18 protein-coding genes are annotated in these 19,274 nt (G+C 72.7%); 8 read left to right on the top strand and 10 right to left on the bottom strand.

The genetic code is table 11. The features are described from left to right. Positions 1-37: 37 nt before the first annotated feature. The 5 genes from AB0L95_RS17860 to AB0L95_RS17840 all read right to left on the bottom strand — a co-directional run bounded on the left by AB0L95_RS17860 (position 38) and on the right by AB0L95_RS17840 (position 4,753). The gene (locus AB0L95_RS17860; RefSeq protein ID WP_365162619.1) at positions 38-274 is read right to left on the bottom strand and encodes a DUF6213 family protein; all 237 of its coding nucleotides are present in this window, start codon (positions 272-274) and stop codon (positions 38-40) included. A gap of 25 nt (positions 275-299) precedes the next feature. Continuing rightward, positions 300-1,685, bottom strand: a complete 1,386-nt coding sequence (locus tag AB0L95_RS17855; RefSeq protein ID WP_365162618.1) for an NADP-dependent succinic semialdehyde dehydrogenase — start codon at positions 1,683-1,685, stop codon at positions 300-302. A gap of 73 nt (positions 1,686-1,758) precedes the next feature. Beyond that, positions 1,759-2,229 (bottom strand): NUDIX domain-containing protein, encoded by a 471-nt coding sequence (locus tag AB0L95_RS17850; protein ID WP_365162617.1) that lies wholly within the window; start codon positions 2,227-2,229, stop codon positions 1,759-1,761. Beyond that, on the bottom strand, positions 2,226-3,764 hold the full coding sequence (locus AB0L95_RS17845; RefSeq protein ID WP_365162616.1) for an ATP-dependent DNA ligase: 1,539 nt from the start codon (positions 3,762-3,764) through the stop codon (positions 2,226-2,228). Before AB0L95_RS17845 ends, AB0L95_RS17850 begins: the two co-directional genes overlap by 4 nt. 29 nt (positions 3,765-3,793) lie before the next feature. After that, entirely contained in the window at positions 3,794-4,753 is a 960-nt protein-coding gene (locus AB0L95_RS17840) for an NAD(P)/FAD-dependent oxidoreductase (protein WP_365162615.1), read from the bottom strand. A 78-nt stretch (positions 4,754-4,831) separates the two neighbouring features. Here AB0L95_RS17840 and AB0L95_RS17835 point away from each other — a divergent pair, with 78 nt between their 5' ends. The 5 genes from AB0L95_RS17835 (at position 4,832) to AB0L95_RS17815 (ending at position 9,153) form a co-directional block, all read left to right on the top strand. Beyond that, positions 4,832-5,404, top strand: coding sequence for an XRE family transcriptional regulator (locus tag AB0L95_RS17835; protein ID WP_365162614.1), 573 nt, complete (start codon positions 4,832-4,834; stop codon positions 5,402-5,404). Between the two features lie 95 nt (positions 5,405-5,499). After that, entirely contained in the window at positions 5,500-6,471 is a 972-nt protein-coding gene (locus tag AB0L95_RS17830) for an NADPH:quinone oxidoreductase family protein (protein ID WP_365162613.1), read from the top strand. After that, positions 6,468-7,652, top strand: a complete 1,185-nt coding sequence (locus tag AB0L95_RS17825; protein ID WP_365162612.1) for an acyl-CoA dehydrogenase family protein — start codon at positions 6,468-6,470, stop codon at positions 7,650-7,652. The genes AB0L95_RS17830 and AB0L95_RS17825 overlap by 4 nt, the downstream gene beginning before the upstream one ends. Further along, positions 7,649-8,758 carry an acyl-CoA dehydrogenase family protein gene (locus AB0L95_RS17820; protein ID WP_365162611.1) on the top strand — a complete coding sequence of 370 codons (1,110 nt, stop codon included), beginning with the start codon at positions 7,649-7,651 and terminating at the stop codon, positions 8,756-8,758. Before AB0L95_RS17825 ends, AB0L95_RS17820 begins: the two co-directional genes overlap by 4 nt. Before the next feature lie 200 nt (positions 8,759-8,958). Continuing rightward, a complete protein-coding gene (locus AB0L95_RS17815) occupies positions 8,959-9,153 on the top strand; it encodes a hypothetical protein (protein ID WP_361785259.1) in 195 nt (64 codons plus the stop codon). Between the two features lie 44 nt (positions 9,154-9,197). Here the strand turns inward: AB0L95_RS17815 and AB0L95_RS17810 are convergent, their stop codons facing one another. After that, positions 9,198-10,427: a phosphodiester glycosidase family protein gene (locus AB0L95_RS17810; protein ID WP_365162610.1), complete on the bottom strand. Its 1,230-nt coding sequence runs from the start codon at positions 10,425-10,427 to the stop codon at positions 9,198-9,200. A 75-nt stretch (positions 10,428-10,502) separates the two neighbouring features. Continuing rightward, a complete protein-coding gene (locus AB0L95_RS17805; RefSeq protein ID WP_365162706.1) occupies positions 10,503-10,859 on the bottom strand; it encodes a DUF779 domain-containing protein in 357 nt (118 codons plus the stop codon). 239 nt (positions 10,860-11,098) lie between these two features. On the opposite strand from AB0L95_RS17805, the gene asnB reads away from it, so the two are divergent. The 3 genes from asnB to AB0L95_RS17790 all read left to right on the top strand — a co-directional run bounded on the left by asnB (position 11,099) and on the right by AB0L95_RS17790 (position 15,337). Beyond that, on the top strand, positions 11,099-12,970 hold the full coding sequence (gene asnB, locus AB0L95_RS17800) for an asparagine synthase (glutamine-hydrolyzing) (RefSeq protein WP_365162609.1): 1,872 nt from the start codon (positions 11,099-11,101) through the stop codon (positions 12,968-12,970). Further along, entirely contained in the window at positions 12,970-14,370 is a 1,401-nt protein-coding gene (glnT, locus tag AB0L95_RS17795) for a type III glutamate--ammonia ligase (protein WP_365162608.1), read from the top strand. Before asnB ends, glnT begins: the two co-directional genes overlap by 1 nt. 157 nt (positions 14,371-14,527) lie before the next feature. Beyond that, positions 14,528-15,337, top strand: coding sequence for a hemerythrin domain-containing protein (locus AB0L95_RS17790; RefSeq protein WP_365162607.1), 810 nt, complete (start codon positions 14,528-14,530; stop codon positions 15,335-15,337). Positions 15,338-15,416: 79 nt separating this feature from the next. Here AB0L95_RS17790 and AB0L95_RS17785 read toward each other — a convergent pair whose 3' ends face one another. From AB0L95_RS17785 to leuA, 3 genes are read right to left on the bottom strand one after another with little or no spacing between them, the layout of a single operon-like run. Then, positions 15,417-16,394, bottom strand: a complete 978-nt coding sequence (locus tag AB0L95_RS17785) for an alpha-ketoacid dehydrogenase subunit beta (RefSeq protein ID WP_365162606.1) — start codon at positions 16,392-16,394, stop codon at positions 15,417-15,419. Continuing rightward, positions 16,391-17,494, bottom strand: a complete 1,104-nt coding sequence (gene pdhA, locus AB0L95_RS17780) for a pyruvate dehydrogenase (acetyl-transferring) E1 component subunit alpha (protein ID WP_365162605.1) — start codon at positions 17,492-17,494, stop codon at positions 16,391-16,393. The genes AB0L95_RS17785 and pdhA overlap by 4 nt, the downstream gene beginning before the upstream one ends. 56 nt (positions 17,495-17,550) lie before the next feature. Further along, entirely contained in the window at positions 17,551-19,269 is a 1,719-nt protein-coding gene (gene leuA / locus AB0L95_RS17775) for a 2-isopropylmalate synthase (RefSeq protein WP_365162604.1), read from the bottom strand. Positions 19,270-19,274: the final 5 nt, after the last annotated feature.

Here is a 19,274-nt window from a genome sequence, read left to right as displayed (position 1 = left end):
CCGCGGCGACGCGGGTCGGCGCCGCACCTGGGCATCCCTAGTGCAACGAGCCGCTGCTGTGCGCGATGCACGCCACATCGATCCGGTCCGCCAGCTTGGCCAGCTCGATGGTCAGCGCGGCCACGGTGTCCTCGTCGAGCCCGTCCTCGCCGGCCTCCACCAGCCGCAGCCACCGGCCGCCCACCGTGCGCAGCAGCTTGCTGACGTCCGCGGCCGCCACCTGCAACGTGCCATGGTCGTCGACGATCAGAGGCAGGGTCACTTCGCGGTTCACAGCAGGGATCGTAGCCGCGGAACGCTCACGCTCCGTGCCATACGGTGGTGATGTTGCAGAACTCGCGGATTCCGTGCCCCGACAGCTCCCGCCCGTAGCCGGACCGTTTGACCCCGCCGAACGGAAACGCCGGATGAGAGGCCGTCATCCCGTTGATGTACACACCACCGGCCTCAAGGTCCTGGACGAAACGGTCCACCTCGGTGCCGTTGTGCGTCCACACGTTCGAACTCAGTCCGAACGGCGAGTCGTTCGCGATCGCCACCGCCTCGTCGATGCCGGCCGCCCGGTAGAGGGTGGCGACCGGGCCGAACGCCTCCTCGTGGTGGATGCGCATCTGCGGGGTGACATCGGCGAGGACGGTCGGCGGGTAGTACCAGCCGGGACCGTCCGGGCGTTCACCGCCGCACAGCACCGCCGCGCCCCGGGCGGCCGCGTCCTCGACCAGTTCCTCCACGTCCGCGCGGCCCTGCTCGCTGGCGAGCGGCCCGACCTCGGTGTCCTCCTCCATCGGATCGCCGACCCTCAACGCCTTCATCCGGGCCGTGAACCGCTCGGTGAACACGTCGAACACATCGGTGTGCACGATGAACCGCTTGGCGGCGATGCACGACTGCCCGTTGTTCTGCACCCGGGCGGTCACCGCCACCTCCGCGGCCCGTTCCACGTCGGCGGACGGCATCACGATGAACGGGTCACTGCCGCCCAGCTCCATGACCGTCTTCTTGATCTCGTCCCCGGCGACCGAGGCCACGGACCGGCCGGCCGGTTCGCTGCCGGTGAGTGTCGCGGCCTTGATCCTCGGGTCGCGCAGGATGCCCTCCACCGCGCCGGAGCCGACGAGCAGGGTCTGGAAACAGCCCTCGGCGAAGCCCGCCCGGCGGAACAGGTCCTCCAGATAGAGCGCGGTCCGCGGAACGTTCGAGGCGTGCTTGAGCAGCCCCACGTTGCCCGCCATCAGCGCGGGCGCGGCGAAGCGGACCACCTGCCACAGCGGGAAGTTCCACGGCATGACGGCGAGGACCGGGCCGAGCGGCCGGTAGCGCACGATCACCCAGGAGGCGCCCGAGTCCTTCGCGTCGTACTCGGCGGGCTCCTCGTCGGCGAGCAGTTCCTCGGCGTGCTCCGCGTACCAGCGCATCGCCTTGGCGCACTTCGCGGCCTCCGCGCGGGCCTGCCTGACCGGCTTGCCCATCTCGGTGGTCATCACCCGGGCGATCTCCTGCTCGTCCTCCTCCAGCAGGCCGGCCGCCCTGTTCATCCTCAGGGCCCGTTCGGCGAACGTGGTCGTGCGATGGGTGCGGAACGCGGCCTCGGCGGTGGCGAGCCTGCGCTCGATCTCCTCCTCGGCCAGGGCGTCGTACGTCTCCAACGTCTCGCCGGTCGCCGGATTGACAGTGGCGATGGGCATGGCTGACCTCCTGGGAACAGGCTGTGCTACGACCTTCCCGCGCGGCGGCCTCCACCGCAACGCGGCTCTTGCGTCAGCCCGAGTGCTCCGCCAGCCGGTCGAGAAACGCGGCCTGTGCCGTCACGATCACGGCACGGGCCCGGTCGAGCCCGAACCACTCCACCCTGTCCAGCTCGGGGAACTCCTGAAGGCGCCCCGAGCGCGGCGGCCACTCCATCGTGAAGGTGCCCGGGACGATCGCCGCCGGGTCGAGGTCCGCCTCCAGGGCCCACGCCGTGACCACCTTGCCGCCCCGCTGCCGCACCTCGCCGAGCGGCACGGCCTCCCCGTCCGGCGGCGGCAGCCCCAGCTCCTCCCGGAACTCGCGGCGGGCGGCCTCCCAGGAGGGTTCCCCGGACTCGTACTCGCCCTTGGGCACGGTCCACGCGCCCTCCTCGCGGCGGGCGAAGAACGGGCCGCCCATATGGCCGAGCAGGACCTCCAGACCGTGATCGGTGCGCCGGAACAGCAGCAGACCGGCGCTGCGCGCCGGCCGCCCGCTCATGGCACCACCCCGGGGTGTGCGGCCAGCAGGGTCTCCAACGTGTCGGCCTCCTCGGGCCGCTTGTCCTCGCGGTAGCGCACCACCCGGGCGAAGCGCAGGGTGACACCGGCCGGGTAGCGGGTGGACCGCTGGAGCCCGTCGTAGGCGATCTCGACGACGAGTTCGGGTCGTACGGTCACCACCCAGCCGTCGTCCGCCACCGCCAGTTCGCCGAGCCGCTCGGTCTGCCACGCGAGCATCGCGTCCGTCATGCCCTTGAACGTCTTGCCGAGCATCACGAAGGAGCCGTCCGGGGTGCGGGCACCCAGATGCAGATTGGACAGCTTGCCGGAGCGGCGGCCGTGGCCCCGCTCGGCGGCCAGCACCACGAGGTCGAGGGTGTGCACGGGCTTGACCTTGAGCCAGGAGGCGCCTCGCCGCCCCGCGCTGTAGGGAGCGTCGAGGGCCTTGACCACCACCCCTTCATGACCGCGCGCCAGGGTATCGGCGAGGAACGCCTCCGCGGCGGCCGTGTCCGCGAGCCCCTCCACCACCGTGCGCCGCACCCGCATCGGCTCCGGTACGAGCCGGGCCAGCTCCGCATGACGGTCGGCGAAGGGCAGGTCCAGCAGATCGCGGCCGTCCACCGACAGCGCGTCGAAGAAGACGGGGGAGACGGGCACGGCCGCGGCGGCGGTCGCCACGTCCACCCGGGAGCCGACCCGCCCGGAGGTCTCCTGGAAGGACCGCGGCCGTCCGTTCTCGTCCAGCGCGATGACCTCGCCGTCCAGGATGAACCGCTCGCCCGGCAGCCCCAGGGCCGCCGCCGTGATCTCCGGCAGCCGGGCGGTGATGTCGTCGAGGGTGCGGGTGTGGATCCGTACGTCGTCGCCGTCGCGGTGGACCTGGACACGGATGCCGTCGAGCTTCTCCTCCACGGCGCACGCGCCGAGCTTCCCGATGGCCTCGGCGACGGACGGCGCGGTGTGCGCGAGCATCGGCAGCACCGGCCGGCCGACGGTGAGCCGGAAGGTGCCGAGGGCCGCCGTACCCTCGGCGAGCAGGGCCCGCGCCACGACCTGGAGCGATCCGGCGAGCATGACGGCCCGCCGGACGTCCACCGGGTCGGCCCCCGTCGCCTCGGCCAGTCCCTCGAGGGCCAGGGCGTCCAGCGCCCCCTGCCGCACCTCACCGGACAGCAGCCCGGTCAGGAACCGCTGCTCGTCCGCGGTGGCCGCCGCCAGCAACTCGCCGACCAGGCGCTTGCGCTCGGCCTGGGAGCCGGTGCCGGTGACCGCGCCGATCCGGCTCAGCCGGGCGTCCACGTCCCGCACGGTGAGCGTGGGCTCGGCGGCGGGCGCGATCCGCTGCCCGAGGAGCTTCCAGCCGATGCCGAGCCGCCCCTGGGGCAGCCGCCCGGCCAGATACGGGATGACGACCGGCACATCGTCCGCGTCGGCGTCCCGGAACAGCTCGCCGAGCAGCGCGATCTTGCGGGACCGCGCCGACGTGGCGGCGACTTCCTGGGAGACACGGGCCAGCCGGGCGAGGAGCATGCAGTCATGGTGCACCGCGGGCGGTGGCTCTACACCCGGGCGGCCGCGTCCAGATCCGTCATGAGCAGTTCCCCGTTGATCCCGGCCCCGGCCCGGTACCCGCGGCTGGCCGCGTTCACGATCTGCTCCGCGAAACCGATGGCGTTGCCCGCCGCCCACAGCCCGGGCACGGTCGTCAGCCCCCGCTCGTCGACCACCGGATAGCTGCCGAACGGGGTCTCGCTCAGCTCGGCGCCCAGCCGCTCGAACAAGCCGCTGCGCGGGACGGCGCGGGGCGCGACGAACAGCACGGAGCGGTCGTGGACCGTTCCGTCCGCGAGTCGGACCCCGGTGAGCCGGTCCTCCTCGGCCACCAGCCCCGCGACCTCGCCGCGCACCACACCGACCCCTGCCGCCGCGAGCCTGCGCAGATCGAGGTCGGACAGTTCGTCCTCGGCGACCGTGTGCAGGAACAGGGTCACGTCCTTCGACCACTGGGAGACCATCAGCGCCTGATGCACGCCCGACGGGCTGGTCGCGAGCACCCCGAAAGGCCGGTCGCGCACCTCCCAGCCGTGGCAGTACGGGCAGTGCAGCACATCCCGCCCGAACCGCTCGGCGACCCCGGGCACCGGGGGCAGTTCGTCCCGCAGACCGGTGGCGAGCACCAGCATGCGGGCGTGCGCGGACCCCCCTCCCGCGAGTGTCACGTCGAACTCGCCGCCGGAGTCCCGGACGGCGTCCACGGCCCGGTCCCGGACCAGCTCCACGCCGTAGCGCGCGATCTCCTCGCGGCCCGCCGCGAGGAGATCGGCGGGCGGCCTGCCGTCCCGGGACAGATAGCCGTGCAGATGCGAGGCGGGCGCGTTGCGCGGTTCGCCCGCGTCGACGACGAGCGTGCGGCGCCGGGCCCGGCCCAGGACCAGCGCCGCCGACAGTCCGGCCGGCCCGCCCCCGACGACGACCACCTCGTACGTCCGGCTGTTCCTCTCGGTCATCGTGACCGCCATGGTGACCACCTCCGCCGGAACCGTCGCCCGACCGCCACGGCATTGACAAACTCATTTGCCGGAACTGCAATGAGGTCCATGGGTACGGACGAGGTTCTCGCGGGCGTGGGCCCCAGGCTCCGGCGGCTGCGCAAGGAGCGGGAGGTGACGCTCGCGGGACTGTCGGAGGCGACCGGCATCTCCGTCAGCACGCTCTCGCGCCTGGAGTCGGGCCTGCGCAAGCCCAGCCTCGAACTGCTGCTGCCGATCGCGCAGGCCCATGAGGTGCCGCTCGACGAACTGGTCGGCGCCCCGCCGGTGCGGGACCCTCGGGTGCGCGGCGAGCCGATCGTCCGCGATGGCCGCACCCACTGGCCGCTCACCCGCCAGCCCGGGGGACTGCAGGCGTTCAAGGTGGTCGAGCCGCAGCGCAGGCTCGAACCGGACCTGCGGACGCACGAGGGCTACGAGTGGCTGTATGTGCTCTCGGGCCGGCTCAGGCTCGTGCTGGGCGAGCACGACGTGGTGCTGGCGGCGGGCGAGGCCGCCGAGTTCGACACCCGGGTGCCGCACTGGTTCGGCTCGACCGGGGAAGGGCCGGTCGAGTTCCTCAGCCTGTTCGGGCCCCAGGGCGAGCGGATGCACGTACGGGCGCGGCCCCGCCGGTCGTGACGCGGACGACTGTTCCCTGATCGGCAAGCGACCGCTTAGTATGCGGTCGAACCCGGTCAGCGAACACGACCAGCACAGCCCTCTGGAGGCCGCGCATGCAGGCATGGCAAGTGCACGAGAACGGCGAGCCGCGCGAGGTGATGCGACTCGCGGAGGTGGAGCCGCCCACGCCTGGCGACGGCCAGGTCCTGCTGAAGGTGCGGGCCGCGAACGTCAACTTCCCGGACGCCCTGCTGTGCCGCGGCCAGTACCAGATCACCCCGCCGCTGCCGTTCACACCGGGCGTCGAGATCTGCGCGGAGACCGAGGACGGACGGCGGGTGATCGCCAATCCGGCGCTGCCGTACGGGGGCTTCGCCGATTACGCCGTCGCCGATGCCGCGGCCCTCCTGCCCGCCCCCGAGGCCCTCGACGACGCCGAGGCCGCGGCTCTGCACATCGGCTACCAGACGGGCTGGTTCGGTCTGCACCGCCGGGCCGGGCTGCAGGCCGGGGAGACACTGCTCGTCCACGCTGCCGCCGGAGGGGTCGGCAGCGCGGCCGTCCAGCTGGGCAAGGCCGCGGGCGCCACCGTCATCGGCGTCGTCGGCGGCGCCGACAAGGCCGTGGTGGCCCGCGAACTGGGCTGCGACGTCGTGATCGACCGCCGCGCCGAGGACGTCATCGCCGCCGTGAAGGAGGCCACCGGCGGCCGGGGCGCCGATGTGATCTACGACCCGGTGGGCGGTCAGGCCTACGCCCAGTCCGCGAAGGTCGTCGCCTTCGAGGGACGGATCGTCGTCGTGGGCTTCGCCAGCGGCCACATCCCGAGCCCCGCGCTCAACCACGCCCTCGTCAAGAACTACTCCATCCTCGGGCTGCACTGGGGCCTGTACAACACCAAGAACCCGAAGCTGATCCAGCACTGCCACGAGCAGCTCACCGAGCTGGCCGCGCAGGGCGCGGTCAAGCCGCTGGTGAGCGAGCGGGTGCCGATGGGCGAGGCCGCGGACGCCGTGCAGCGTGTCGCCGACGGCGTCACCACCGGCCGGATCGCCGTCGCACCGGAGAACGGAGCCGCCGTATGACCGACGCAGCCGAACTGCGCGAGCGCACCCGCTCGTTGCTGGCCGCCCACCCGCCCGCCGGTACCGACCGTCTCGACTTCCTGCGGGCCCAGTTCGACGCCGGACTCGCCTGGGTGCACTACCCGGAGGGCCTCGGCGGCCTCGGCGCCTCGCGCTCGCTCCAGCCGATCGTCGACGCCGAACTCCAGGGCGCGGGCGCGCCCGACAACGACCCGCGGCGCAACGGCATCGGCCTCGGCATGGCCGCGCCGACGATCCTGCGCTACGGCACCGAGGGACAGCAGCGCCGGTACCTCCGGCCCCTGTGGACGGGCGAGGAGGTGTGGTGCCAACTGTTCAGCGAGCCCGGCGCGGGTTCCGACCTCGCGGCGCTCGGCACCCGTGCCGTCCGCGACGAGTCGGGAGACTGGATCGTCAACGGGCAGAAGGTGTGGACCTCCGGCGCCCACCTCGCCCGCTGGGCCATCCTCATCGCCCGCACAGACCCGGACCTGCCCAAACACCAGGGCATCACCTACTTCATCTGCGACATGACCGCCCCCGGCGTCGAGGTCCGGCCCCTGCGGCAGATCACCGGTGAGGCCGAGTTCAACGAGGTGTTCCTCACCGACGTCCGCATCCCCGACGCCCGCCGCCTCGGCGAGATCGGCGACGGCTGGCGCGTCGCGCAGACCACGCTGATGAACGAGCGGGTGTCCATCGGCGGCATGCGGATCCCGCGTGAGGGCGGCATGATCAACCCGGTCGTGCGGACCTGGCGCGAGCGGCCCGAACTGCGCACCCCCGACCTGCACCAGCGGCTGCTGACGCTGTGGGTCGAGGCCGAGGTCGTCCGGCTCACCGGCGAACGGCTGCGCCAGCAGCTCGCCGTGGGCCAGCCCGGCCCCGAAGGCTCCGGCATGAAGCTCGCCTTCGCCCGCCTCAACCAGGAGATCAGCGGTCTGGAGGTGGAACTCCGCGGCGAGGAGGGCCTGTTCTACGACGACTGGACCCTGCGCCGGCCCGAACTCGTCGACTTCACCGGCCGCGACGCCGGCTACCGCTATCTGCGCGCCAAGGGCAACAGCATCGAGGGCGGGACCAACGAGGTTCTGCTGAACATCGTCGCCGAGCGTGTCCTGGGCCTGCCCGCCGAGCCGCGCACCGACAAGGACGTCGCGTGGAAGGACCTGTCCCGATGAACTCGCAGCCGACGCAGCCCGATCTGCTGTACTCGGAGGAGGAAGAGGCGCTGCGCGCCGCCGTCCGTGACCTCCTGGCCGACCACTGCGATCCTGCGGGCGTCCTCGCCCGCGCCGAGTCGGACGCCCCGCACGACCGCGCCCTGTGGAAGGCGCTCACGGAGGGCATGGGCCTCGCGGGGCTGCTGGTGCCGGAGTCCCTGGGCGGACAGGGCGCCTCGCACCGCGAGACCGCGGTCGTCCTGGAGGAGTTGGGGCGCGCGGTCGCCCCGGTGCCTTATCTGACGAGCGCCGTCGTGGCGACCGAGGCCCTGCTCGCCTGCGAGGGCGACGAGGCCGCCGCGCTGGTGGCGGAGCTCGCGTCCGGCCGCAAGGTGGGTGCGCTCGCGGTCGGACTGTCCGCGGGCCCCACGGGCGCCCCCGGCGTCGTACGGCAGGACGGCGGGCTGCTGCACGGGGAGGTGACCGCCGTCGCGGACGCGGCCATCGCCGATGTGCTGCTCGTTCCGGCCGAGGACGGTGCCCTGTACGCGGTGGACGCGGCCGACGTGACCGTCACCCCGCACGTGTCCTTCGATCTCACCCGGCCCCTCGCGGCCGTCACCTTCGACGGGGCGCCGGGGCGCCGTCTCACGGAGGACGCCGGGACGGCCGTGCGACGCGCCCTGCGGGCCGGGGCCGGACTGCTCGCCTCCGAGCAACTCGGCCTCGCCGACTGGTGCCTGACCGAGACCGTGCGCTATCTGAAGGAGCGCAAGCAGTTCAACCGGCCCGTCGGCGGTTTCCAGGCGCTCAAGCACCGGCTCGCGCAGATGTGGCTGGAGGTCGTGGGCGCGCGGGCCGCCGCGCGCAACGCCGCCGACGCGCTCGCGACGGACAGCGCGGACACGGACGTCGCGGTCGCCGTCGCCGCGGCCTACGCGGCCCCCGTCGCCGTGCACGCCGCCGAGGAGGCCGTCCAGTTGCACGGCGGTATCGGTATGACCTGGGAGCACCCGGTCCATCTGTATCTCAAGCGGGCGAAGGCGGATGTGACCGCCTACGGGAGTGCCGGACACCACCGTGCGGCCCTGGCCGAACTGGTCGACCTGCGGCCCCCGTTGTAGCCGGCCGCGCAACGGGCCCGTCTCCCCGTGGGCGGCGGGCCCGTCGTGCGCCCGCCGCCCGGAGCAGCTGAACCCCCGATTCCGCAAAGCGGTTGGAGAACCACACGTTCGGGGGACACGTCAGCCGCCCGGACCAACCCTTCGCTACGCCACACTTGCGGCCGAAAGCCGCGTCATGGGCGCGGCGAAGGAGGGTGACGATGGCCGTATCCATCTCTGTGGTGCTGTTGCTCCTGATCATTGCGGTGATCTTCATCCGCAACGGCGCGCTGAAGATCTCCCATGCCCTGATCTGCATACTGCTCGGCTTCTTCCTGGCCGGCTCCAGCATGGCGCCGACGCTCCACCAGGGCCTCGCCGCGACGGCGCAGATCGTCGGCGGGCTGCGCCCCTGACCGTCGGAGATCGACCGTCAGGGGCGACTGTTCCGGGCCGAGCGTCAGGAGGCCGGGAAGACCCCGATCCCGTTGGCCACCGCGCGCTCGACGCCCCCGCTGGGATGGTTGCGCACGGTCACCGCGCTCTCGCCCTGAAGCCGGGTGACCAGCGTCGTGGAACCGCCGCCGTCCAGATTGAAGCCGTCGGTGGCGCCCAGCCGCCGTAGCGTGGAGGCGAGTTCGGCGAGGGTCAGACCGCTGCGGTAGGCGGCCGCGCCGTCCAGCGCGAGGAGCAGCAGGTGCCGGCCGCCGTCCTCGATGCCCACCGCCGTCCGCACGGCGGATGTCTTGTTGTCGAGGCCGGACGCCGGCACGCCGCCCCGAAGCAGCGGGAAGCCGCCGATGGCGAAGCGGTACGGGATCCCGGACGAGGCCGCCACCAGCTGCTGCCGCACCTGGACCGCCTCGCCCTTGTACAGCGTGCGCAGATACCGGGCCCCCGCCTCACGGCCGACCAGCACGGTGGTGCCGGCGGCGACGGGACCGCCACCGGGCCGGGCGGCGGTCGCGACGACCCGGTCCTTTCTGACCGTCACCTCGTAGGTGTCGGTGCTGCACGGCGCGGCCCGGTCGGTGTCGGTGCCGCACACCGCCCGCATCCGTGAGGCCGTGCCCCAGTCCGAGGTGTACGCCCCGATCGACCCCACCGGCAGCGCGTACTGGTTGAGCCCGCGCAGGGTCGTCCGTCCGTAGGGCGTGCGCACCGAGCCGCTCAGGGACAGCCGGTCCAGGCGGGCCGTGCGGTCGGTGCCCACGCCGAGCACGTCCTGGGTGTCGGCACCCGGCGGCAGGGCGGGCCCGAAGCGCTGCCCGTTCGGGACGGCGGCCTTGAGCTCGTGCCCGCCCGCGATCGCCGGGCCGTCGCTGGAGCCGGTCGCCTCGACCCCCGGGTGCTGGGTCTCGGTGATGTCGAAGAAGTCGCCGTTGATCCCCGCGACCGCGCCATGCGGGCCGGCGAGCCGCGAGACGGTGGCCCGGGCGGCGACGGCGCCCGGATAGAGCAGATCGACCCGCACGTGCGGATCCCGCAGATCGACCGTGACCAGATGCGCGCGGGCCGTCCCGTGGGCCGCTGGGATGTCGAACTGGCTGTACCGGACGCCGGGAGCCACCGTCCGGGTGCTCTGCACACCAGTGGCCGGCGCCGCCCCCACGAGGGCCGCACCGGCCAGTGCGCTCCATGCCACGAGAACCGTCAGTACCGTTCTGAGCCGTCTGTCGCGAGGCCTCATTCTTCCCCCTGATGACTCGTCAACGTGCGCAGGACTCAGGGGAAGTGCAGCAGATGGCGGTGTCCCGTGGGGTGTTCAGGCGTCTACGACGCGAGAACGGATGAGAAAACGCACTCCTTCGGGTGCTTCCAGGGAGAAGCCGCTGCCCCGGCCGGCCACGACGTCGACGATCAGCCGGGTGTGGCTCCACACCTCGTACTGCTTCCTCGACATCCAGAAACCGACCGGCTCGTCGAACCCGTCGACCTCCAGCTCCGCGAGCAGGACGTCCGAGTCGCCGGTGCGGAACTCGCCCTTGGGGTAGCACATCGGGGCGCTGCCGTCGCAGCACCCGCCGGACTGGTGGAACATCAGCGGCCCGTGGGTCTCCCGCAGCCGCCGCACCAGTTCGGCGGCCGAAGGGGTCAGCTCCACGCGCGGGATCATGTCCATGGTCACCCGCACAGTCCAGCGCAGGGCACGTTGCAACGACGTTGCGCACGTGGTGGCGCCGGTCGCGCACGAGGCGGAGAGCCCGGGGGAGCGCGCCCGCCGGAGACCTGGACGTGCCCCTGCCGCGCTGCCTACCGGGACACCAGATCGCCTCGAACGGTCGCGACCACCATGGGGCGGGTTGCGGTGAAGGTCACGCCCGCCGCTGGGGCGGGCGCCGTCGGAAGGAGCCAGAAGGCATGTGCGGAATCGCCGGATGGGCCGACTTCGAGCGCGATATTTCCGCCGAGCGGCCGGTCGTACGAGCCATGACGGACACCCTGGCCTGCCGTGGCCCTGACGGGGACGGCGTCTGGGTGAGCGCCCACGCGGGTTTCGGACACACCCGCAACGCGGTCATCGACATCCCCGGCGGCGGCCAGCCCATGGTCGTGGAGGAGGACGGACGGCTGCTGGCCGCCGTCACCTACAACGGGGAGATCTACAACTTCCGTGAGCTGCGTACGGAACTGGAGGCACGCGGCCACCGGTTCCGCACCCGCTGCGACACCGAGGTGGTGATCCGCGGGTATCTGGAGTGGGGCGAGAGGTGCGGAGAGCACTTCAACGGCATGTTCGCCTTCGGCGTCTGGGACGCCCGGAGCGAGGAACTCGTGCTGATCCGCGACCAGATGGGCATCAAGCCGCTGCTGTACAAGCTGACGCCCGCCGGCATCGTCTTCGGCTCCGAGGCCAAGGCGCTGCTCGCCCACCCCGACATCGCCACCGCCGTGGACGGCGACGGGCTGCGCGAGCTGCTCGCCCAGACCAAGTCCCCGGGCACCTCGATCTACGCCGACATCCGCGAGGTGCTCCCCGGCAGCGTGCTCCGCTTCAGCCGCAGGGGAGTCAGCGAGCAACGCTACTGGGAGCTGACGGCCCGTCCGCACACCGACGACCTGCCCACCACCGTCGCGCAGATCCGCGAGCGCCTGGAGGCCGTCGTCGCCCGGCAGCTCGTGGCCGACGTGCCGCGCGGCATCCTGCTCTCGGGCGGACTCGACTCCAGCGTGCTGACCGCGCTCGCCGCCCGCTGGGTCGCCGCGCACGACGAGCCGCAGCTGCGGACGTTCTCCCTCACCCTGACCGGCGCGGACGGCTTCCGCGCCGACGAGATGCGCGGCACCTCGGACGCCCCGTACGCGGCCGAGATGGCCCGGTCCGTCGGCGCCCTGCACGAGGAGATCGCGCTGCCCGCCGCCGAACTCGCCGCACCCGAGGTCCGGCTCGCCACCATCGTCACCCAGGACATGCCGACGATGTTCGGCGACATGGACGCCTCCGCCTATCTGCTGTCGAAGGCCGTGCGCGAGAAGGCCACCATGGTCCTGTCCGGCGAGACCGCCGACGAGATCTTCGGCGGCTTCTCATGGGTGCACAACGAGCAGGTGGTCTCGGCCGAGACCTTCCCGTGGATGGCCATCATGCACGTCTTCGAGCCCACCCACCCCGGCCTCGGCCTCGGGCTGCTCGATCCGGGCCTGCTCCAGAAGCTCGACCTGCGCGGCTATGTGGCCCAGCGCTATCGCGAGGCCCTCGCGGACGTGCCCGTGCTGCCCGGCGAGGACGCCCATGAGCGGCGTATGCGGGAGGTCATCCATCTGCATCTGACGCGCTGGCTGGGCGTGCTGCTGGACCGCAGCGACCGGCTCGGCATGGGACCGGCCCTGGAGATGCGGGTGCCGTACTGCGACCACGAGTTCGTCGACTACGTCTTCAACACCCCCTGGGCGATGAAGAACCACGACGGCCGCGAGAAGAGCCTGCTGCGCTCGATCGCCAAGGACCTGGTCCCGGCGTCCGTCCTCGACCGGCAGAAGAGCCCCTACCCGGTCACCCAGGACCTCGGCTATCTCACCGAACTCTGCCGCCAGCTGCGCGATGTGCTCGCCGACCCGAACGCCCCCGTGCGGCCCTTCGTCAACCTTCCGGCCGCGCGCGCCGTCGCCGCCGACCCCCAGCAGGTCGCGGGCCGCCCCGGGGTGTGGGCGTGGATCTGCCGGCTGGACATCGAGATGCTCCTCAGCCTCAACATGTGGCTGGAGCACTACCGGGTGCAGGTGAACCTCTGATGTTCGGATACGGACACCCCCTCGTGCCCCGGCTGCCCGAACCGCCCGACAACGCCGAGGACTTCCTGCACGCGGTCGTCCGCGACGACATCGAGTTCGTCCTCGCCCTGTTCGTCAACATCGACGGCAAGCCGTGCTGCAAACTCGTCCCCGCCGCGGCCGTCCCCGAACTGCTCGAGGAGGGCCTCGGCTTCGCAGGCCATGCCGTCGGCGCCATCGGCCAGTCCCCGGCCGACCCCGACCTGGTGGCGGTCCCGGACGTGTCCACGTACACCGTGCTGCCCTGGCGCACCGGCCTGGCCGCCGTCATGTGCGACCCGCACGTCGGCGGCGCCCCCTGGCCGTACGCCCCACGCGTGATCCTGCGGCGCCGGCTCGCCGCGCTCGCGGACCGGGGCATGCAGTTCAAGGTCGGCGCCGAACCGGAGTACTTCCTCGTCCGGCGCACCCCCGACGGCGGCATCGCGGTCGCGGACGACGAGGACACCGCGGACCTGCCGTGCTACGACGCCCGCGGACTCGGCCGCTCTCTGGACCATGTCGCGACCGTCAGCCGGGCCCTGACCGCGCTCGGCTGGGGCAACTACTCCAACGACCACGAGGACGCGAACGGGCAGTTCGAGCACGACTTCGCGTACGCGGACGCGCTCGTCACCGCCGACCGGGTGATCCTCTTCCGCTATCTGGTGCAGATGCTGGCCCGCGAGGCGGGGCTGCTCGCCACCTTCATGCCCAAGCCCTTCGGCCATCTCACCGGCAGCGGACTGCATCTGCACATGAGCCTGTGGGACCGCGCCTCGGGCACCGAACTCTTCCGCGGCGCCAACGACGCCCGGGGTCTCGGGATGTCCGACCTCGGCTACTCGTTCATCGCCGGGGTGCTCGCGCACGCGCCCGGGGTCGTCGGCTTCGGCTGCCCCACCGTCAACTCCTACAAGCGGCTCGCGGCGCGCGACGCGACCGCCTCCGGCTCCAGCTGGGCGCCGACCTGGGCGACGTACGGCGGGAACAACCGCACCCAGATGCTCCGGGTGCCCGCCCCGGGCCGGGTGGAGGCGCGCTGCGTCGACTCCTCCGCCAACCCCTATCTGGCCATGACCGCGCTGCTCGCGGCCGGCCTCGACGGTATCGACCACGGGATGGACCCGGGGGCGCCCAACGAGGCGAACCTGGAGCGCGACGGAGGGCGGGGCGGCGTTCCCGCGCACTCCGCGCTCCCCGCGACCCTGGCCGACGCGGCCGCCGCCGTCAGCGCCGACCCTGTTCTCAGGGAGGCCTTCGGTAAGGTGTCGGGCGGCGAATTCGTGGACTACTACGCCCAGTTGAAGCAGAGCGAGTTCGACACGTACCACCGGCGGGTCGGGGACTGGGAGATCGAGCGGTACCTCACCGCGTTCTGACGGCACACCGGTCGTCCGTACGCCTTCCCGGTCATCCGAACCGTCCTGTGCGCCCCGGTCCCGCGCCGCCCGCGCGGGGCCGGGGCCACGACGCGTGAAGCCGGCCGCCTGTCCGCGCCGGCCCCTGAACGGCCCCGACCACCGCAAGGAGTCACGCATGTCCGAAGGGTTCCAGCTGGACGCCGAGGGGAAGATCACCGCGGCGACCTCCTTCCTCATGATCCACCACGCGTTACGACGCGACGCCGCCCGTTTCCCCCACGCCCTGGCCGCCCTGAACCCGCACGACGCCGAGCAGGCGCAGCGCCTGGCCGGACACTGGGAGCTCTACCACTGGGCGCTCGCCGACCACAGCGAGAACGAGGACGACAGCCTCTTCCCGCTGGTCACCTCGCGCGCCGGGGAACTCGCCCCCGTCATGACCGAGTTGGAGGAGGACCACGCGGATCTCGACCGTGAACTCCGGGAGATCACGCGGCAGATGGAACGGCTGCCGGAGGCCGGCGCGATCGAGGCGGCCCGGGCCGCGACCGAGCGTCTGCACGCGCATCTCGACCGGCATCTCGCGCTGGAGGAGAAGCACATCGTGCCCGTCCTGGTGGACCGGGTCCGGCCGGAGGAGATCGCCGGCGGCCAGGGCGGCGGGGGCCGCGGCCAGGGCGGCGGCCCCGGCGGCGGACCGCAGGGTCCCGGCGGCGGACCGCAGGGTCCCGGCGGCGGCCCCCAGGATCCCGGCGGCGCGCAGGACGGTGACGGCGGCGCGTACCGGCCGCCGACCTGGCTGATCTCGGCCTGGACGGACGAGGGCCTGGACCCGGCCGTGACCGACGCGGCGCTCGCCGCGCTTCCCCCGAAGTTCCAGGAGCAGATGGGCGCCGCCCTCGTCGGCTGGCGCGGCGACTACCACCGGCTGGCCGCCGAGGTCTGGCGCGACGTCCCGGCCGACCTGGCACCCAGGACACCCTGACCCGGGCACGAGAAAGCGGGCCGGGCCGTCATGGGAGGACGGTCCGGCCCGCGTCGTGGATGACGGCGGCGCCCGGGGCTCAGTACGCCAGGGAGCGGTGGACCGCGTCCACCACCCGTTCCAGCTCCGGAAGGTAGGCCTCCTCCAGACGCGACGGCGGGTACGGGGCGTCGTACCCCGTCACCCGGAGCGTCGGTGCCTGGAGGGCGTAGAAGCAGCGCTCGCCGATCGACGCGGCGAGCTCCGCGCCCGGGCCGAGGAAGCCCGGCGCCTCGTGCACCACGACCAGCCGGCCCGTCCGCGCCACCGACGCGGCGACCGTGTCCGTGTCCAGCGGGGAGAGCGAACGCAGGTCGATCACCTCCGTGCTGTGCCCCTCCTGGGCGGCGGCCGCCGCCGCGTCCAGACAGACGCGGACCGTGGGGCCGTAGCCGACCAGGGTGACGTCACGGCCCGGCCGGGCCACCCGTGCCGTGTGCAGCGGCAGCGGGGCGCCGGCCCCCGGGTCGAACTCCTCACGGTCCCAGTAGCGGCGCTTGGGCTCCAGGAAGATCACCGGGTCGTCGCAGGCGACGGACTGCTGGATCATCCAGTACGCGTCGGCCGGGCTCGCCGGTGAGACCACTCGGAGGCCCGCGGTGTGCGCGAAGTACGCCTCGGGGGACTCGCTGTGGTGCTCCACCGCGCCGATGCCCCCGCCGTAGGGGATCCGCACGACGACCGGCATCGCCACCCGTCCGCGTGTCCGGGTGCGGATCTTGGCGAGCTGGGAGACGATCTGGTCGAACGCGGGATGGGCGAACCCGTCGAACTGGATCTCGCACACCGGACGATAGCCCCGGAAGGCCAGGCCCACCGCGGTGCCGACGATGCCCGACTCGGCGAGCGGGGTGTCGACGACGCGGTCCTCCCCGAAGTCCTTGTGCAGCCCGTCGGTGATCCGGAAGACACCGCCGAGCCGGCCCACGTCCTCACCCATCACGAGGACCTTCCCGTCGCCCTCGAGTGCCCTGCGCAGCCCCAGGTTGAGCGCCTGGGCCAGGGTCGTCGCTGTCATGCCGGTCCTCCGCTCGGCCAGGGTGCGTCCTCGAACTGGGCCTGGAAGGCGGTGAACTCCTCGCGCTGGGCGTCGAGGAGCGCGTGCGGGCCGGCGTAGACATGGTCGAAGATCGCCGTCGGGGGCGGGTCCGGCATCGCCCGGCAGCCGCCGCGCACGCGTACCGCCAGTGCCCCGGCCTCCTCGTCGACCTCCTTGAAGAAACCGGCGTCGGCCCGCCCGGTGGTCTCCAGATGCGCCCGCATCCGGACGAGGGGGTCCTGCGCCGCCCACTCCTCCACCTCCTCGCCCGAGCGATAGCGCGTCGCGTCGTCGGACGTGGTGTGCGGGGCCATCCGGTAGGTGACCGCCTCGACCAGTACCGGTCCCGCCCCCGAGCGGGCGTGCTCCAGGGCGCCCCGGGCCACCGCCAGACACGCCAGGACGTCGTTGCCGTCGACCTGGATCCCGGGGAAGCCGAAGCCCACGGCCCGCCGGTACAGGGGCACCCGGGTCTGCCGCTCCAGAGGCTCGGAGATCGCCCACTGGTTGTTCTGGCAGTAGAAGACCACGGGGGCGCCGTAGACCGCGGCGAAGGTGAAGGCCTCGTTCACGTCGCCCTGGCTGGTCGCGCCGTCGCCGAAGCACACCAGGACCGCGCCGTCCGCCCCGTCCCGCTGCATGCCCATGGCGTAGCCGACGCCGTGCGGGGCGTGGCCGCCCACCACCACCTGGTAGTTGGCCATGCCCGCCTGGTACGGGTCCCAGCAGCCGTGCGCGGTGCCCCGCCAGAACCCGAGCATCCCCACCGGGTCCACGCCCCGGCACCAGGCGACGCCGTGCTCCCGGTAGCTGGAGAAGACGAAGTCCCGCAGGTCCAGGGCGCGGCCCGCACCGATCTGGGCCGCCTCCTGGCCGAGCAGGGACGCCCACAGGCCGAGTTCGCCCTGCCGTTGCAGGGTCGTCGCCTCCGCGTCGAACCGCCGCAGAAGCGCCATGTCCCGGTACAGCGACCGCTCCTCCTCGGTGGACAGATCGAGGGGCCACCGGGGGTCCTCGACCCTGCGGCCCTCGGGATCCAGGAGCCGTACCGGGGGCGGCTCATCTGTCGGTCCGGGCAAGCCTGTTGTGATCACTTTCCGTCCTTTCGGCTGGGAAGCGGACCCCGTCGGGGCGCTCACCGGCGGACGCGGCGGGCCGCGCTGACCATGGCGGCGAGCGAGGCACGCACCAGGTCGGCGTCGATCCCCACCCCCCACGCCGTGCGCCCGTCCGCCGCGCACTCCACATACGCGGCGGCGCGCGCGTCACCGCCGGGCGCCAGCGCGTGCTCGGCGTAGTCCAGGACCCGCAGGGGCAGCCCGGCCCCGGCCAGAGCGCGGGCGAGGGCGTCGACGGGACCAGTGCCGGTGCCCGTCAACTCGCGTACGGCACCGGCGAGACGTACCCGGACGGTGAGCGTCACCCGGCCGTCCGGCTCGGCGAGCAGATGGTGGGCGAGCAGTTCGAGCCCCGAGGTGCCCGGGTCCCGCCCCGGCAGATACTCAGCGGTGAAGGCCGCCCAGATCTCGGCCGGGGTGACCTCGCCGCCCGCCACGTCGGTGTGCGACTGGATCACCCGGGAGAACTCGATCTGCAGCCGCCGCGGCAGCCTGAGGCGGTGCTCGGTGCGCAGCACATGTGCCACACCGCCCTTGCCCGACTGGCTGTTGACCCGGATGACCGCCTCGTAGCTGCGGCCCACGTCACGCGGGTCGATCGGCAGATAGGGCACCGCCCACGGCAGCCGCTCCACCGGTGTGCCGGTCGCGGCGGCCGTGCGGTCCATCGCCGCGAACCCCTTGGCGATGGCGTCCTGGTGCGAGCCGGAGAACGCCGTGTAGACGAGGTCGCCCGCGTACGGATGGCGCGGCGGCACCGGCAGCCGGGTGCACTCCTCGGCGACCCGGCGGATCTCGTCGATCCGGGAGAAGTCGATCCGCGGGTCGATCCCATGGCTGAAGAGGTTCAGCCCCAGGGTCACCAGGTCCACGTTCCCGGTGCGTTCGCCCTGTCCGAACAGACAGCCCTCCACCCGGTCCGCGCCGGCCAGCACCGCCAGCTCCGCCGCGGCCACCGCTGTGCCCCGGTCGTTGTGCGGGTGCACCGACAGGCACACCCAGGAGCGCCGGGACAGATGGCGGCTCATCCACTCGACCTGGTCGGCGTAGACGTTCGGGGTGGCGCGCTCGACGGTCGCGGGCAGATTGAGGATGATCTCCCGGCCGGGACCCGGCTGCCAGACATCCATCACCGCCTCGCAGATCTCCAGCGCGAAGTCGGCTTCGGTGTCGGTGAACAGCTCCGGCGAGTACTCGAAGCCCAGCTCGGTCTCGGGGCCGAGGATCTTGTCCGCGTACGCCATCACCTGCCGGGTGCCCTCCACGGCGATCCCGGTGCAGCCGGCCCGGTCGGTGTCGAAGACGACCTGCCGGAACAGCGGGGAGGTCGCGTTGTACAGGTGCACGGTGGCCCGGTGCGCGCCGGCCACCGACTCCAGCGTGCGCGCGATCAGCTCCTCGCGGGCCTGGGTGAGGACGGAGACGGTCACGTCCTCGGGGATGGCCGCGTCCTTCACCAGAGAGCGCACGAAGTCGAAGTCGGCGCGGCTCGCGGCCGGGAAGCCGACCTCGATCTCCTTGTAGCCCATCGCCACCAGCAGGTCGAACATCCGGCGCTTGCGGGTCAGGCCCATCGGGTCGATCAGTGCCTGGTTGCCGTCGCGCAGGTCCGTGGAGAGCCAGCGTGGGGCGGTACGGGCCGTCCGCGAGGGCCAGTTGCGGTCCGGCAGCTCCACCGTCGTGGGCGGCCGGTAGCGGTGGGCCGGCAGGGGACCGGGCCGCTGTCGGTCGGTCATGTCAG

This window comes from Streptomyces sp. NPDC052036 (genome assembly GCF_040680495.1).
Taxonomy (GTDB): domain Bacteria; phylum Actinomycetota; class Actinomycetes; order Streptomycetales; family Streptomycetaceae; genus Streptomyces.
Note: the sequence above shows the minus strand (reverse complement) of the source record. Positions and strands in the feature narration are given on the sequence as shown.